This window comes from Actinoplanes sp. URMC 104, from assembly GCF_051386375.1.
GTDB lineage: Bacteria > Actinomycetota > Actinomycetes > Mycobacteriales > Micromonosporaceae > Actinoplanes.
The window spans coordinates 13,804-27,504 of record NZ_JBPQTO010000011.1 but is presented as its reverse complement, the minus strand read 5'-3'; the positions used below and the strand labels follow the sequence as shown (position 1 = coordinate 27,504).

Sequence of the window (13,701 nt, the reverse complement as noted above, 5' to 3'; positions counted from 1 at the left end):
ACGTGATCACCCGCTTGCGGAGAGCCACGACCTCAGCGGACCAGGGCGCTCACGTGGCCGACGATGGCCGGGGCGATGGCGCCGAGCGACAACGTCTGGCTCACCAGCCCCGTCGTGACGGCCGCGGCGGGCATCGACGGGAAGGCCGAGGTGGCCGCGTCCTGGGCGATGATGGTGCCGCCGCAGTGGTCGATCGCGCGGACGCCGGTCTGGCCGTCGTGGCCCATGCCGGTGAGCACGACGGCGAGCGCCCGCGCGCCGCACGTCACCGCGAGGGTGGCCAGCAGCAGGTCGGCGGAGGGCCGGGCCGGGGGCAGCGACCCGGTCGCGACCAGCCCGATCCGGGCCTCCGAGGTGATCAGCAGGTGGTAGGCGGGCGGGACCACCAGCACCCGGCCGGGGCGCATCCGCGCGTTGTCCACGGCGAGGTCGATCGGCAGCTGCGTGGCCCGGCCCAGGACGTGCACGAGGTGGCTGGCGCGGTGGGGATCCTGGTGCAGCGCCACGATGACCGCCGCGGGCAGGCCGGGCGGCAGCGAGCCGAGCACCTCGGCGATGGCGCCGACGCCGCCGGCCGACGCGACCAGCGCCACCACGGGGAACCCGATCGGGTACGCGTCGCGGCCCGGCGCGGGCGGCGCGAGACCGGCCACGGCGGGCTCCGTCGTGGACTGACCCTCGGTTCCGGATGCGGTCATCGGCTTCAGGCTACGCCGGATTCCACCCCATGGCGGGAGCGATGTGCTTGGTGATCGTCTCGAGGATCCGGGCGTTGTAGGCGACGCCCAGCTGGTTCGGGACGGTGAACAGCACGGTGTCGGCGGCCCGCACCGCGGCGTCGGCGGCGAGCTCCTCGGCGATCCGGTCTGGCTCCCCGGCGTACGTGCGGCCGAAGCGCGACCGCACCCCCTCGAGCAGCCCGATCTGGTCCTCCTGCTCCTGGTTGCCGAAGTAGACCCGGTCGATCTCCTCGGTGATCGGCAGGACGCTGCGCGAGATCGAGACCCGCGGCTCGCGGGCGTGGCCGGCCTGCTTCCACGCCTCGCGGAACAGCGCGATCTGCTCGGCCTGCAGCTCGTCGAACGGCACCCCGGTGTCCTCTGACAACAGCGTCGAGCTCTGCGTGTTCTTGTGCCGCGCGTGGGTGGGGGCGGGGTTGCCGAACCCGTTCCGTAAGCGGGGCGAGTGATGCGGGCTTACTGGGTCGATCACGAGACGCTAGCCATACCCGTCCCGGCGTACGACGAAGCAACCGGGATCATGGGGGACGGCGTGATCGAAGTGCACGAGGATGATCCGTTGTTCGCTCAGTGGCGGGATCACACGTCGAACGATCGTCCGCCGCTGACCAGCAACCGCCACGAGTGAAGAGGTCCCCCGGTCACGCGCCGGGGGCCCCTTCTGCCTCCACCATGGGCCGGCCGCCGCAGCCCTGACAGCGCCCTCCAGATCGTCCGGGTGGATCTCGAGGATGATCGCTTCCCGGTCCGGATCGTGGTCGACACGGGTCACGTCCACGTCAATCTTGCCGACCCTGAGCCGTACGTCCGTGTTCCACGGCTGGGCCTCCAGGGCCTTCACGAGTTCATCCCTGAGCATGGCCGGCCTTCCCGTGGCCGGCAGTATTGGTAGCCGCGCGCGCGATCCGCTCCACAGCGTCCGCCCGACGGAAGGCACCCAGGAACTCACCGGTTCGGGGAGGCTCAGCGCGCCTGTAGGCGTTCCAGCGCTCCGGGCCGTTCTCGTGTATCCAACCGACGAATTCGCCGCCCAGGTGGACGGCGTAGCCGCCTAGAGCGCTCGCCTTCAGCGTCACGCCGGCCGGTAGATCGGTGCTGGCAGTGTTCGCCATCGGTCACCCCCTGGGTTGTGGCCCACGTCCCGCCCAGTCGATCCAGGCGACCCGACGAGACGCGGGGGCTATCGGGAAGCGGACAACAGGGATGCTCCGCTCAGGAGCGATGTTTCCGGCAGCATCTAGCGCAGCGCAACGGTTACGCGGTAGAACGGCTCAACACGAGACGTTCAGCCGAAGAAGGTTACGCAAGAGCCGGCCAGGCGGTTACGCGGTGACGCTAGGGAGGGTTACGCGGTGAGTACCGATAACAGCGGATCAACCGTGCCGCGCCGGCAGCTAGGCCGGGCGCTGAGGCAGCTACGGGAAGCGGTACCGCTGACTGTCGTGGAAGCCGTGGCGGCCCTGGAGTGGAGCAAGCCCCGCCTGTGGCGATACGAGACAGGACAGGTGCCGATCCACCCGAACGACGTGGACGTAATGTGCCGCGCCTACGGGGCCGACACGAACGTCACTGAGGCGTTGAAGGAGTTGGCCCGGCAGAGCAAAGCTAAGGGATGGTGGCACGCGTACTCCGACATCCCGGAGTGGTTTCAACTCTTCTTGGGCATGGAGTCCGCAGCGTCCAGGCTCCGCCAGTACGAAGCGGAAGTGATCCCCGGACTTCTCCAGTCACCGGGGTACGCGCGAGCGATCATCAGCCGTGGCCCTATCAAAGGGCTTCCGCCGGACGCTGTGGAGCGCCGGACAGAGATGCGTATGCAACGCCAGCGGATCCTCACCCGGAGGGAACCGAAAGCGCCTGAGCTAGACGTGATCCTCAGCGAATCGGCGCTACTTCGCGGATTCGGCCCCGAGGTGATGACCGATCAACTCTCGTGTTTGCTCGCATTCTCGGAACGGCCGAATGTGTCCATTCGGGTCATCCCCTTCAGTGTCGGACCGCATACCGCCTATCAGGGTCCGTTCGTGATTCTCGACTTTCCTAGAGAGTCATCGGCTCGTGACCCTGAGCCAACAACGATCTACCAAGAGTTGCCCACAGGCAGTCTCTACCTGGACAAAGCTGAGGAAGTCGAAACCTACTCGGCTATCTGGGACGACCTGAGTACAGTGGCACTCGATCTACCGGCATCCAGGGCCGCGATCGAAGAGAAGATAAAGGAGTGGTCCCGGTGACCCGTGACCTTGAAGGTGCTCAGTGGCGTAAGGCCACCCGTAGCGGGCAGAGCGGCAACTGTGTTGAAGTCGCAACAAACCTTCCCGACGTTGTGCCGGTCCGGGACACGAAGGACAGGGAAGGCGGAACGCTGACGTTCACGCCGGCGGCCTGGGCCGACTTCATCGCTGGCGTTAAGGCTGGAGAATTCGACCTCTGAAGCCCCGTAGACCAATCTGGCGCCCCACCCTATGCTGCCTATAGGGTGGGGCTCTTTCGTGCGCTCAGAATGGATCTGAGGGCGTTTCGCGGTCTGAGAATATCCATTTTTGGTGCCATGGCGCTAAACACCTTCCGCTGCTGCACGAAGTCTTGAAGCGGAGCACGTACCCGTCATCCTTCATCAGCAGGATTTTCACGGAGACTCTTGTCCCGTCAGGGTAGGTGTGAACGGGGTTTTTGTTTCGTACCGCATACGAGCCTAGCCAGATAAGGCAGTCGCCTTCCCTGCGAGAATTCTTGTGGACCCATGCCGGCCACTTGGCAACCTCGTCCCCATGCTTCCACTCGCACCCGGACGTACAGAATTCGATACGGGCAGATCCGTACGCTGAACAGTAGAAGGGCCGCCGGCACCCCTCACACGTAGTCAGGAAGTACCCGGAACGCTCTAGTTGTGCTGTCCCAGGACGTTGGTGACGGGTACGGGACCTTGAACGGGTGAGAACCTTCCGGATAGGTGTGGAGCTACTCCAGGTGGCGGAAGTTCACACAATTGCGCACCCGGCAGAGATGATCCACTGTTTGATCGTCAACATTCATGCCCGCGTGCCGTGCCATGATCCGGTGAACGTATTGAAGCTTCCCGTTGACGCTCATCAGGCCGTATCCGTCTGGCGTTGTCGCGCCCATCCACAGGATGCAACCGCCGTCCATAATCGGCATCTCTATAGAGCGCGCCAGTACGCGCTCATGCGGGGGAGTCTTGAAAGTCATGACGAAGTCCTTCCTTATAATTTGCTACAAGGGACAAGGGCCAAAAAAGAGAAAGACCTGGGATTGCTCCCAGGCCGTCCCCGCCCACACACACGAACACCCACTGAATCGATCTACTGCCCTGTAAACCGAGAAAGCTCCACGCGGATGGGATGACCCGTGAAGCCATCACGGCTAACAGAGAGGCCCCAGGTCGCACAAGCCCTGGGGGCGATCCCTCTAAACCGCTGGCCGCACTGAAGGAAACAACTAGCGATTAGTCATAAACTCAGGTGGCAGAAGCGACAATCTTCACGGCCGAAGTGGCCTCCGCCGCGCGGACGCCGGCGAGGCGGTAGGTGAGTCGCCATGAGGTCACGTCGTTACCGAACTGGTAATCCTGCGAAACGTTCAGCGTGAGGTCGCGGCGAACACCGACGTAAAGCCGGGTAGCGTCCGCAACAAACACCGTGCGAACCGGGACGTTCGCGCTCGGAAGAATCGGAAGGCCCATAGCCGACGTGATCGGGTCACCGCTCGGAGTGCCAGCAAGGTACGCACCCGAAGTGCCGTACGTCCACTTCCTGCGGGCCGCCCACCAGTCCAACCTCGCGGAGATCGCCGCCGGCCGGCTCGCCCAGCGCAAGTCGCCCAGCGCCGGCGTCCGCGCGATCGGCGCCCGCTTCGTGCGAGACCACACCGCCATGGACGCCGAGGTGATCCGCGTCGCCGCCCAGCTGCGGGTCACGCTGCCCGACCTGCCGACCGAGCAGCAGCAGGAGCTGGCCTGCCGCTACGAGGCGGCCCGGCCCACCGAGTTCGACCCGCTGTTCGTCTCCACCCAGCTGGCCGGCCACCACAAGGCCCTCAAGCGCGCCCAGCGGGAGGCCACCGCGGGCGCCGAGCCGCCGGCCCGCCAGGTCGCCGCCGCGGCGGTCCCCGTGATCGAGTCCCACCACGCGGCCCTCGAGGCGGCGGGCTACGGAGCCCGCGCCCGCTGACCGCTACGATGGGCTGATGCGCCGACGGCTTTTCGTCACCCCGCCACCCCGCTCCTGAGCGGGACGGCTTCCCGCGCGCCCGGCCGGTGGCCGGGCGCGCGATGGCGCTTTGCTTCTCCAGCCGCTCCCGCTTCCGCGACCCTGTCCGCATCCCGTCGCAGGAGCGATGACCCGTGCTCGTCACCAAACCCGCCACCGTCAACGGTCTCTGGTATCTGATCGCCGCCGGCTGCCTGTGGGGCACCGGCGGCCTCACCGGCACCCTGCTCGCCCGCGAGGCCGGCCTCTCCCCGCTCGGCGTCGCCGCCGCCCGCCTGGGCGTCGGGGGCCTCGCGCTCGTCGCCGCCCTTCTTCTCACCCGCGGCCGCGCCGCCTTCCTCCTCACCCGCGGCCGCGCCGCCTTCCTCCTCACCCGTGGCCGCGCTGCCCCTTTCGTTTCGCGCCGTCCGCTGTCGCGCGGCCGTGCCGACCTTCTCGTCGTGCGCCGTCCGTTGCCTCGCGACAGTGCCGATCTCGGCGTCGCACGCCGTCCGTTGCCCCGCGGCCGCGCCGCCTGGACCCGCATCGTCGTGGTCGGGCTGCTGGCCGCGCTGTTCCAGGCCAGCTACTTCGCCGCCGTCGCCCGCACCACGGTCAGCCTCGCCACGCTGCTCACCATCGGCGCCTCCCCGGTGCTCGTGCTGCTCGCCGAGGCACTCACCGGCCGCCGCCGCGTCGGCGCCGCCACCCTCGCCACCGCCGGGCTGGCCCTGGCCGGCCTCACGCTGCTCGTGGGCGTACCCTCCGGCGCCGCCGACCCCGCGGACACCCTCGTCGGAGCCGCCTTCGCCCTGCTGGCCGCCGCCGGCTTCGGCACCATGACGCTGGTCGGCGCCCGCCCGGTCGAGGGCCTGGACGAACTGGCCTCCACCGGCTTCGCCTTCACCCTCGGCGCCGCCGTGCTCACTCCGCTGGCCCTCGCCGACGGCCTGACCTTCACGCCCACTCCGGCAGCGTTCGGCCTGCTCCTGCTGCTGGGGATCGGCCCGACCGCGCTCGGCTACGCCGCGTACTTCCGGGGCCTGCACTCCACGGCGGCCGGCACCGCGTCGCTCATGGCCCTGCTCGAACCCCTCGTCGGCACCGCCCTGGCCGTCGTCCTGCTGGGCGACCGCCTCGGCTCTGCCGGCTGGATCGGCGCGGCGTTGCTCATCGCCGCCCTGGTCCTGGAGAGCCGCACCACAGCCACTTCTGTGCCGCGGCCCCGACAATGGCCCGGTGACTTTTCAGATCGCGCCCGGTGACCCCGCCTCGCCGGTGATCCTGCACGTCCCGCACGCGTCCCGGGAGCTGACCCCCGGGGCGCGGGCGGGCATCCTGCTCGACGACGCCGCCCTGACCGCCGAGCTCGACAACCTGACCGACGCCCACACCGACCTGATCGCCGCGCGCGCCGCCGGCCGGGCCTGGGTCTTCACCAACACCCTGTCGCGCCTGGTCGTCGACCCCGAGCGCTTCCCCGACGACCGCGAGGAGATGCGCGCCGTCGGCATGGGCGCCGTCTACACCCACGGCCACGCCCGCCGCCGCCTGCGCGCCGACGACCCCGCACGCGACGCCCAGCTGATCCGCGACCATTTCACCCCGTACGCCGCCGCGATGACCGGCTTGGTCGCCGACCGCTTGTCCGCCACCGGCCGGGCAGTCGTGCTCGACGTCCACTCCTATCCGACCGTCCCCCTGCCGTACGAACTCCACGGCGACACCCCCCGCCCCCAGATCTGCCTGGGCGCCGACCCGGCCCACGCCCCCGCGTCCCTGCTCGGCGCCGCCCGCTCGGCCTTCGCCGCCTTCTCGGTCGACGTCAACACCCCTTTCAGCGGCGCCTACGTGCCCCTCGACTTCTACGGCCACACGGCCGCCGTCACCGCCCTCATGGTCGAAATCCGCCGCGACACCTACATGACCGAACCCGGCGGGGATCCCCATGACGGCCTCGACGCCGTGGTGGAGGGGTTGGCTGCTCTGGTCGAAGCCGTGCATGCCTGAGCCGCGCTGCCGGCCGGCCGAGAGCTGCGCCGAATAACTTATCTACTTACATTCCACACGAGCCCACACCACCCCGCATGCATTCTGTATCTCGTCGTAGAGGCGATTCGGTAAGGCGGGGCATCGGTATCGGGCGTTGGATCGGCGCTGGCGCCAATAAAGCGATTCGAGTTTGGTTAGGCGGCAGAGGAAACTTGGCATGATCGACACTCCGGCGGACTGGGAATTCGGCATCCGGCGCGGGACAATTGAGTCATGCGGCGGCAGCTTCAATTGTTCACTCGGGCGGAACTCGCGGGAATGCGCGACCGGACGGCGTCACGTCGCCATTCCGTCGAGCGTGACGTATTCCGCCGTGAGCACGAGCGTCGCCGCGCTTACGGTCTCCAGCGCCGACATGCCGACAAGCTGCAACGCCTCCACCAAGCGAGAGCCGCAGCGAAGCCGCATCACCTGGATCAGGCGGACCCGGCCGAGAAGTCGCAACGCCCGCACCTGGCCCACGCCGCCGAGGCGCTGCAACGCCTCCACCAAGCGAGAGCCGCAGCGAAGCCGCAACACCTGGATCAGGCGGACCCCGCCGAGAAGTCGCAACGCCCGCACCTGGCCCACGCCGCCGAGGCGCTGCAACGCCTCCACCAAGCGAGAGCCGCAGCGGGGCCGCAGCAGCTGGATAAGGCGGACCCGGCCGAGAAGTCACAACGCCCGCACCTGGCCCACGCCGCCGGGACGCTGCAACGCCTCCACCAAGCGAGAGCCGCAGCGGAGCCGCAGCAGCTGGATAAGGCGGACCCGGCCGAGAAGTCACAACGCCCGCACCTGGCCCACGCCGCCGGGACGCTGCAACGCCTCTACCAAGCGAAAGCCGCAGCACCTGGAGCAGGCGGACCCCGCCGGGGAGTTGCAGCGCCTTCGCCGGGCGCGTGCCGCGGATCAGCTGCAGGGCCTTTGCCAAGCGCGCGGCGCAGACAAGCTGCAGCGTCCTCACCGAGCGCATGCCGCAGAGAATCCGGAGACGGCCGTCTCCCTTCCATCACGTCAGGCGCCGCCGATGGCAGTACTCCGACGCGCGGGCGCGCCGAAGAGAGCGGCCGGTTGCGCTCGTGCGTACCCGGCTGTGCCGCCCGGACATTCGCCCCCTTCGACGCGGCCAGGATCCGCGAGAGCGGCCGCGCCGCCTGGTCAGTCGCGCTCTCCTGGCGGCCAGGGTTCGCGAGAGCGGCTGCGCCGCCTGGTCAGTCGCTCAATGCGGCCAGGATTCGCGAGAGCGGCCGCGCCGGGCCGGCCGGGAAACCGACGCGTCGCCAGTGGGAGCCCGACTCGACCGGCGTGGGGCGCAGCTGTGAGGCTTCAATGCCGGGCGAAGTCAAGCCATCCGCTCGTTTCGCTCTGCGCGGCAATACGGAAGCGCCGGGTCGGGGTGAGTGGGTGCCACGCGGCGACGGAAGCCCGTGCGGCGAACGTGCAATTTGTTGCGGGTGTGTCACTGCGGCGCCATTTTCCGCATTACTGCCTTGCGCATGCGCGCCGTCCGGTGGATATGCGTCGCTGTGGTGGGAACAAAAAGAATGGTCCGCCATGCTCGGCAAGCAGTCAACGGAATACGCGCTGATGTGTCGGCGCGTGCTCATACCGCCGTGACTGCCATCACGTCGCCATCAACTGCGATGTGCGGGGCGGAAAAACTGCGAACACCAATCGGGACCACCCCTCTGGCGGCCCGGGGAGCGACCCGGGGAGCGACCCGGTCGAGCGGCGCAACCAAGCGGCGAAATCGTTTCAGGTGACGGTTGCCTTCACGGGGCCGAGGCGTAAGACGCCGTCGTCCAGGGGAGTGCAGCGGATGCCGCCCTTGCGGCGCAGGGCCTTCCAGGCGCCCGGCCCGACGGTGACGTCCATCCAAGCGCACGGATGCGCCCGGCTGTTGACCTGCAACCGCACCGGGCCGTCGCCGGAGTCGAGGGTGAGCACCCGGCCGGCCAGGTCGTCGACGAGGAGGCCGCGCAGCAGGATGTTGCGCCGTACGGCGAGAAGGCCGACACCGGGGGGCAGGGACTCCTGGCTGATCACGGTGATGCTGGCGTCGCGGTGGGCGGGCTTGTTGAAGTAGCGGTCGCCGGCGATGCCGAGGCCGGCCCGGATCTGCACCGAGGGGACCAGTTCGACCGCGGGGGCGTCCGCCGGGCCGTCGGACGGGCGCCCCTCGAAGCGGTGCACCGGGGAGGCGAGCAGCTCGACGATCTCCGGCATGGGGGCCAGGCTAGTCGGTGCAGGGCCGCAGGCCCTTCAGCACACCCTCGCGGTAGGCGGCGATGCGGTCGAACGCGGTCGGGCCCTGGCCCTCGTTACCGCGGCCGAACGCCAGCAGCGCGGTCACCGCCTCGTCGAGGTCGCCGGGGGAGAGCAGCACCTTGCTGTTCGCCTTGCGGGTCAGCAGGTCGTTGGTCCACGAGCCGGCCAGGCAGTCGACGGTGAGCTGGCCCTTCTCGTCGCGGGTGGACTGGCCGCGGCGGGTCTGCGCGGCGCGGGCGAACAGGTCGCCGAGCAGCATACCGAGCGCGAAGTCGCCGATCTTGCGGTGCAGCTCCGGGCCGAGCCCGGTGCTGTCGAACGCCGCGAACTCCGGGTCGTTGCAGTAGAACGCGCCGCCGTCGGCCGCGGGGTCGGGCTGCGCGCACTGCGGCGGGCTGCCGGAGCGGTACGGCTGGATCGCCAGGTCCGCCCACTGGTTGCCGGCCAGCTGCGGGTAGGTGCGCTGCCAGTACGACTGGGCGTCGTCGGCGAGCAGGCTGACCGCGTCCTCGTACGCCAGGTTGCCGCCCGTCTCCGCCTCGCGCTGGCTGCTGAACGGCACCTCGGTCACGGGCAGGTTGCTCGCCCGGTAGCCGGCGCAGGTCTGCACGCCCTCGTCGACGCCGTCCTGCATCGCCCGGATGCGGTCGAACGCGTTGCCGTGCGCGCCCTCGGACTCGGCGGGCGTGCCGGGCTGGTCGCGCAGCTGCAGCATGCCGGCGACGGTGTTGTCGAGCTGCGCGGGCGTGACGTTGGTGAACGCGGTCGACTTGCCGGCGAGCACGTCGGCGAGCCAGGCCCCGGCGTAGCAGTCGGCCTGCTGCTCGAGCACCACGGTGGGCTGCCGCTCGGGGCCGATGCGCGCCTGGATGGCGTGCCCGTACTCGTGCGCGATCACGAAGCCGACGAGCAGCGGCCCGTACGTCTCCTGCAGGGACGGGATGAGCTGCTGCGCGTCCCAGGCGATGAAGTCGTCGGCCGGGCAGTAGAAGGCGTTCGGCTCGTACGAGGACTGCTGCCCACCGCACGCGGGCGGCGGATCACTCTGCGAGTACGGGAAGTAGCCGCCGCTCACGGGCGTGAACTTCTGCCCGTCGGCGATCGTGCCGAACTGCTGGGTCCAGAACCGCTCGACGTCGCGCAGCGCCGGGGTGACCACGTCGGAGCCCGAGCTCTGCCGTCCCCGCTGCGGCTGGTCCTCCTCGAGCGGGATGACCGCGCACCCGCCGAGCACGAGTGCCGCCGCAGCCAGCGCGGATGTGAACGAACGCTTCGCCGCCATGGTTCTCCTCAGGTCCGATGCGCCCAGGGGTACCCCGCCGGTGGCAGTTCCTCACGTCGATACGCTTTTCCGATGCTCGAGACGATCGCAGTGGACGCGGGGGTGGTGACCCTCGCCGACCGTCGCACGCAGCGCCGATGGGAGGTCACGCTCCGGCCGTACGAGATCGGCGTCTTTCCGGTGACCCGCGGCGAGTACGGCCTGCCGGGCGGCGACCGGCTGCCGGTCGAGAGCGTGTCCTGGCTGGACGCCGTGCGGTTCTGCAACGCGCAGTCGCTGCAGGCGGGGCTGCCGCCCGCGTACGTGATCGACGGCGACGACGTCAGCCTGGTGGACACTTCGGACGGCTACCGGCTGCCCACCGAGGCGGAGTGGGAGCACGCCTGCCGTGCCGGGACGCCGGGGCCGCGCTACGGCGAGCTCGACGAGATCGCCTGGTATAGGGACAACTCCGGCGGCCGGCTGCGCGAGGTCGGCGGCAAGCAGCCCAACGCGTGGGGCCTGTACGACATGCTCGGCAACGTCTGGAACTGGTGCTGGGACCTGTACGACCCGCAGGTGTACGGCACCTACCGCGTGCTGCGCGGCGGCGGGTGGTTCGACGAGCACTGGAGCTGCCGCGCCTCGGTGCGCCGGCGCAGCCACCCGACGTTCCGGGTCGACGACGTCGGCTTCCGGGTGGCGCGCTCGGTGCGGTGACTCAGCCGCTGACCTTGCCGTCGGCGACCTCGAGGTGGCGGGTGATCGTGACGGCCTCCAGCATGCGCCGGTCGTGCGTCACCAGGAGCAGAGTTCCCGCGTACGAGGCCAGGGCCGCTTCGAGCTGCTCGATGGCGGGCAGGTCGAGGTGGTTGGTCGGCTCGTCCAGCACGAGCAGGTTGACCCCGCGCGCCTGCAGCAGCGCCAGCGCCGCGCGGGTGCGCTCGCCCGGCGACAGGCTCGCGGCGGGCCGGGGCACGTGCGCGGCCCGCAGCCCGAACTTGGCCAGCAGCGTCCGCACGTCGGCGTCGCTCATCTCGGGCACCGCCGCACCGAACGCGGCCATCAGCGGCTTGTCGCCCAGGAACAGCCCGCGCGCCTGGTCGATCTCGCCGACCACCACGCCCGAGCCCAGGTGCGCCGTGCCCTCGTCCAGCGGGATCCGCCCCAGCAGGGCCGCGAGCAGCGTCGACTTGCCGGAGCCGTTCGCGCCCGTGATCGCCACCCGGTCGGCCCAGTCGATCTGCAGGGTGACCGGCCCCAGCCGGAAGTCGCCGCGCTGCACCACGGCGTCGCGCAGGGTCGCCACCACCGAGCCGGAGCGCGGCGCCGCGGCGATCTCCATGCGCAGCTCCCACTCCTTGCGCGGCTCCTCCACCACCTCGAGGCGCTCGATCATCTTTTCGGTCTGCCGCGCCTTGGCCGCCTGCTTCTCGCTGGTCTCCCCGCGGGCGTGCTTGGCGATCTTGTCGTTGTCCGGGGCCTTGCGCCGGGCGTTGCGGACTCCCTTGTCCATCCAGGCGCGCTGCATCCGGGCCCGTTCGAGCAGGTCGTCCTTCTTGTCGGCGTACTCCTCGTACTGCTCGCGCGCGTGCCGGCGCGCGCGGTCGCGCTCCTCGAGGTACGCCGCGTAGCCGCCGCCGTACAGGTTGATCTGCTGCTGCGCGAGGTCGAGCTCGAGCACCTTGGTGACCGTGCGGGTCAGGAACTCCCGGTCGTGGCTGACCAGCAACGCCCCGGCCCGCAGGCTCGTCACGAACTGCTCGAGCCGGCGCAGCCCGTCGAGGTCGAGGTCGTTGGTCGGCTCGTCGAGCAGGAACACGTCGTACCGGCTCAGCAGCAGCGACGCCATCCCGGCGCGCGCGGCCTGCCCGCCGGAGAGCGCGGTCATCGGGTGGTCGAGGCTCACGGTGAGGTTGAGCTCGGCCGCCACCTGCCCGGCGCGCTCGTCCAGGTCGGCGCCGCCCAGGTCCAGCCAGCGCTCCAGCGCCGTCGCGTACTCGTCGTCGGCACCTGCCTCACCCGCGGTGAGCCGCTCGGTCGCCGCGTCGAGCGCCTGCTGGGCCGGGCCCACGCCGGTGCGCCGGGCGAGGAAGTCGCGGACCGTCTCACCCTCGCGCCGCTCGCGCTCCTGCGGCAGGTAGCCGACGTTCGCGGTGGGCGGGCTGAGCGTCACGCTCCCGCTCTCCAGCGGCACGAGGCCGGCCAGCGTCCGCAACAGGGTCGTCTTGCCGGCGCCGTTGACCCCGACCAGGCCGACCACGTCGCCCGGCGCGACGACCAGGTCGAGCCCGGAGAACAGCACTCGGTCGCCGTGCCCCGCGGCGAGATCCCGGGCAATCAAGGTGGCACTCATCGCGCACCGAGTCTAGGCGGGCAGCGGCACCGCCTTCCCGCTGACCCGCACGCCCGCCTCCCCGGGCAGCAGGCGGACCGTCAGCCGGCTCGGCCGGCCCAGGTCGTCGCCCTGGCGCAGGTGCACGACGGCGTCGTCGCCGACGATCCGCAGCGCGCGCAGATAGCCGCCCAGCGCCGCCGCGGCCGCGCCGGTGGCCGGGTCCTCCACCACGCCGCCGACCGGGAACGGGTTGCGGACGTCGAAGGAGTCGGCGCCGGTGCGGAAGACCAGCTGGATCGTCGTCCAGCCGCGCGCCTCCATCAGCGCCTTGAGCCCGTCGAAGTCGTAGTCGAGGTCGGCGAGCCGCTGCCGGGACGCGGCGGCCAGCACCGGATGGTGGGCGCCCGCGTAGGCGACCCGCGGCGGCAGCTCCGGGTCGAGGTCGTCGGGCCGCCAGCGCAGCACGTCCAGCAGTGCCTCCAGATCGCCGGGCGCGAGGTCGGCGACGGATGGTGCGACGCTGGTCAGCATGGCCCACCCGGCGGTGTCGACCGTGACCGGCACGTCCCCGGCGTTCGTGGTGAAGACGTGCTCGCCCGGGCCGAGCGCGACCGCGGTCGCCACGGTCGCGTGGCCGCAGAACGGCACCTCGGCCAGCGGGCTGAAGAAGCGCACCCGGTAGCGGCCGTCTCCGCGGTGCTCGGTGAGGAACGCGGTCTCCGAGTAGCCCACCTCGGCCGCGATCTTCAGCATGCCCGCGTCGTCCAGCCCCTGGGCGTCGCGGACCACGCCGGCCGGGTTGCCGCCCGCGGGGTCGTCGGTGAATGCCGCGTATCGCTCGATCGTCGCCAT

Annotated in this window: 17 protein-coding genes; 6 read left to right on the top strand and 11 right to left on the bottom strand. The window is 70.3% G+C overall.

The genetic code is table 11. From position 1 onward, the window contains the following. Positions 1–32 precede the first annotated feature (32 nt). The 4 genes from ACSNN8_RS25955 to ACSNN8_RS25940 form a co-directional block, all read right to left on the bottom strand. Complete coding sequence (locus ACSNN8_RS25955) at positions 33–698, bottom strand: chemotaxis protein CheB (RefSeq protein WP_436652165.1); 666 nt, start codon at positions 696–698, stop codon at positions 33–35. 10 nt (positions 699–708) lie between these two features. After that, a complete protein-coding gene (locus tag ACSNN8_RS25950) occupies positions 709–1,089 on the bottom strand; it encodes a hypothetical protein (protein ID WP_436652164.1) in 381 nt (126 codons plus the stop codon). A gap of 129 nt (positions 1,090–1,218) precedes the next feature. After that, positions 1,219–1,599, bottom strand: coding sequence for a hypothetical protein (locus tag ACSNN8_RS25945; protein WP_436652163.1), 381 nt, complete (start codon positions 1,597–1,599; stop codon positions 1,219–1,221). After that, positions 1,586–1,852 carry a hypothetical protein gene (locus ACSNN8_RS25940; RefSeq protein ID WP_436652162.1) on the bottom strand — a complete coding sequence of 89 codons (267 nt, stop codon included), beginning with the start codon at positions 1,850–1,852 and terminating at the stop codon, positions 1,586–1,588. Before ACSNN8_RS25940 ends, ACSNN8_RS25945 begins: the two co-directional genes overlap by 14 nt. Positions 1,853–2,092: 240 nt before the next feature. On the opposite strand from ACSNN8_RS25940, the gene ACSNN8_RS25935 reads away from it, so the two are divergent. Both ACSNN8_RS25935 and ACSNN8_RS25930 read left to right on the top strand, forming a co-directional pair. Beyond that, positions 2,093–2,974 carry a helix-turn-helix domain-containing protein gene (locus ACSNN8_RS25935; protein ID WP_436652161.1) on the top strand — a complete coding sequence of 294 codons (882 nt, stop codon included), beginning with the start codon at positions 2,093–2,095 and terminating at the stop codon, positions 2,972–2,974. Continuing rightward, a complete protein-coding gene (locus ACSNN8_RS25930) occupies positions 2,971–3,174 on the top strand; it encodes a DUF397 domain-containing protein (RefSeq protein ID WP_436652160.1) in 204 nt (67 codons plus the stop codon). The genes ACSNN8_RS25935 and ACSNN8_RS25930 overlap by 4 nt, the downstream gene beginning before the upstream one ends. Positions 3,175–3,701: 527 nt before the next feature. Here ACSNN8_RS25930 and ACSNN8_RS25925 read toward each other — a convergent pair. Continuing rightward, complete coding sequence (locus tag ACSNN8_RS25925) at positions 3,702–3,950, bottom strand: hypothetical protein (RefSeq protein ID WP_436652159.1); 249 nt, start codon at positions 3,948–3,950, stop codon at positions 3,702–3,704. Positions 3,951–4,218: 268 nt separating this feature from the next. Next, the gene (locus ACSNN8_RS25920; RefSeq protein ID WP_436652158.1) at positions 4,219–4,443 is read right to left on the bottom strand and encodes a hypothetical protein; all 225 of its coding nucleotides are present in this window, start codon (positions 4,441–4,443) and stop codon (positions 4,219–4,221) included. 52 nt (positions 4,444–4,495) lie between these two features. On the opposite strand from ACSNN8_RS25920, the gene ACSNN8_RS25915 reads away from it, so the two are divergent. The 3 genes from ACSNN8_RS25915 to ACSNN8_RS25905 all read left to right on the top strand — a co-directional run bounded on the left by ACSNN8_RS25915 (position 4,496) and on the right by ACSNN8_RS25905 (position 6,958). Continuing rightward, on the top strand, positions 4,496–4,930 hold the full coding sequence (locus tag ACSNN8_RS25915; protein ID WP_436652157.1) for a DUF4142 domain-containing protein: 435 nt from the start codon (positions 4,496–4,498) through the stop codon (positions 4,928–4,930). A 173-nt stretch (positions 4,931–5,103) separates the two neighbouring features. After that, positions 5,104–6,213, top strand: coding sequence for an EamA family transporter (locus ACSNN8_RS25910; protein WP_436652156.1), 1,110 nt, complete (start codon positions 5,104–5,106; stop codon positions 6,211–6,213). After that, entirely contained in the window at positions 6,188–6,958 is a 771-nt protein-coding gene (locus tag ACSNN8_RS25905) for an N-formylglutamate amidohydrolase (RefSeq protein ID WP_436652155.1), read from the top strand. The genes ACSNN8_RS25910 and ACSNN8_RS25905 overlap by 26 nt, the downstream gene beginning before the upstream one ends. 318 nt (positions 6,959–7,276) lie before the next feature. Here ACSNN8_RS25905 and ACSNN8_RS25900 read toward each other — a convergent pair whose 3' ends face one another. The 3 genes from ACSNN8_RS25900 to ACSNN8_RS25890 form a co-directional block, all read right to left on the bottom strand. After that, the gene (locus tag ACSNN8_RS25900; protein WP_436652154.1) at positions 7,277–7,597 is read right to left on the bottom strand and encodes a hypothetical protein; all 321 of its coding nucleotides are present in this window, start codon (positions 7,595–7,597) and stop codon (positions 7,277–7,279) included. Positions 7,598–8,737: 1,140 nt separating this feature from the next. Then, entirely contained in the window at positions 8,738–9,208 is a 471-nt protein-coding gene (locus tag ACSNN8_RS25895; protein ID WP_436652153.1) for a molybdenum cofactor biosysynthesis protein, read from the bottom strand. A gap of 10 nt (positions 9,209–9,218) precedes the next feature. Continuing rightward, positions 9,219–10,532 carry a neutral zinc metallopeptidase gene (locus ACSNN8_RS25890; RefSeq protein ID WP_436652152.1) on the bottom strand — a complete coding sequence of 438 codons (1,314 nt, stop codon included), beginning with the start codon at positions 10,530–10,532 and terminating at the stop codon, positions 9,219–9,221. A gap of 72 nt (positions 10,533–10,604) precedes the next feature. Here ACSNN8_RS25890 and ACSNN8_RS25885 point away from each other — a divergent pair, with 72 nt between their 5' ends. After that, positions 10,605–11,231, top strand: coding sequence for a formylglycine-generating enzyme family protein (locus ACSNN8_RS25885; RefSeq protein WP_436652151.1), 627 nt, complete (start codon positions 10,605–10,607; stop codon positions 11,229–11,231). 1 nt (position 11,232) lies between these two features. On the opposite strand, the gene ACSNN8_RS25880 is transcribed toward ACSNN8_RS25885, so the two are convergent. Next, a complete protein-coding gene (locus ACSNN8_RS25880) occupies positions 11,233–12,867 on the bottom strand; it encodes an ABC-F family ATP-binding cassette domain-containing protein (RefSeq protein ID WP_436652150.1) in 1,635 nt (544 codons plus the stop codon). Positions 12,868–12,879: 12 nt separating this feature from the next. Continuing rightward, positions 12,880–13,701, bottom strand: coding sequence for a PhzF family phenazine biosynthesis protein (locus ACSNN8_RS25875; protein WP_436652149.1), 822 nt, complete (start codon positions 13,699–13,701; stop codon positions 12,880–12,882).

Coding starts and splice junctions, on each gene's coding strand:
- ACSNN8_RS25955 (WP_436652165.1), bottom strand. CDS start 698: ATGACCGCATCCGGAACCGAGGGTCAGTCCACGACGGAGCCCGCCGTG.
- ACSNN8_RS25945 (WP_436652163.1), bottom strand. CDS start 1,599: ATGCTCAGGGATGAACTCGTGAAGGCCCTGGAGGCCCAGCCGTGGAAC.
- ACSNN8_RS25940 (WP_436652162.1), bottom strand. CDS start 1,852: ATGGCGAACACTGCCAGCACCGATCTACCGGCCGGCGTGACGCTGAAG.
- ACSNN8_RS25925 (WP_436652159.1), bottom strand. CDS start 3,950: ATGACTTTCAAGACTCCCCCGCATGAGCGCGTACTGGCGCGCTCTATA.
- ACSNN8_RS25920 (WP_436652158.1), bottom strand. CDS start 4,443: ATGGGCCTTCCGATTCTTCCGAGCGCGAACGTCCCGGTTCGCACGGTG.
- ACSNN8_RS25895 (WP_436652153.1), bottom strand. CDS start 9,208: ATGCCGGAGATCGTCGAGCTGCTCGCCTCCCCGGTGCACCGCTTCGAG.
- ACSNN8_RS25890 (WP_436652152.1), bottom strand. CDS start 10,532: ATGGCGGCGAAGCGTTCGTTCACATCCGCGCTGGCTGCGGCGGCACTC.
- ACSNN8_RS25885 (WP_436652151.1), top strand. CDS start 10,605: ATGCTCGAGACGATCGCAGTGGACGCGGGGGTGGTGACCCTCGCCGAC.
- ACSNN8_RS25880 (WP_436652150.1), bottom strand. CDS start 12,867: ATGAGTGCCACCTTGATTGCCCGGGATCTCGCCGCGGGGCACGGCGAC.
- ACSNN8_RS25875 (WP_436652149.1), bottom strand. CDS start 13,701: ATGGCGACGATCGAGCGATACGCGGCATTCACCGACGACCCCGCGGGC.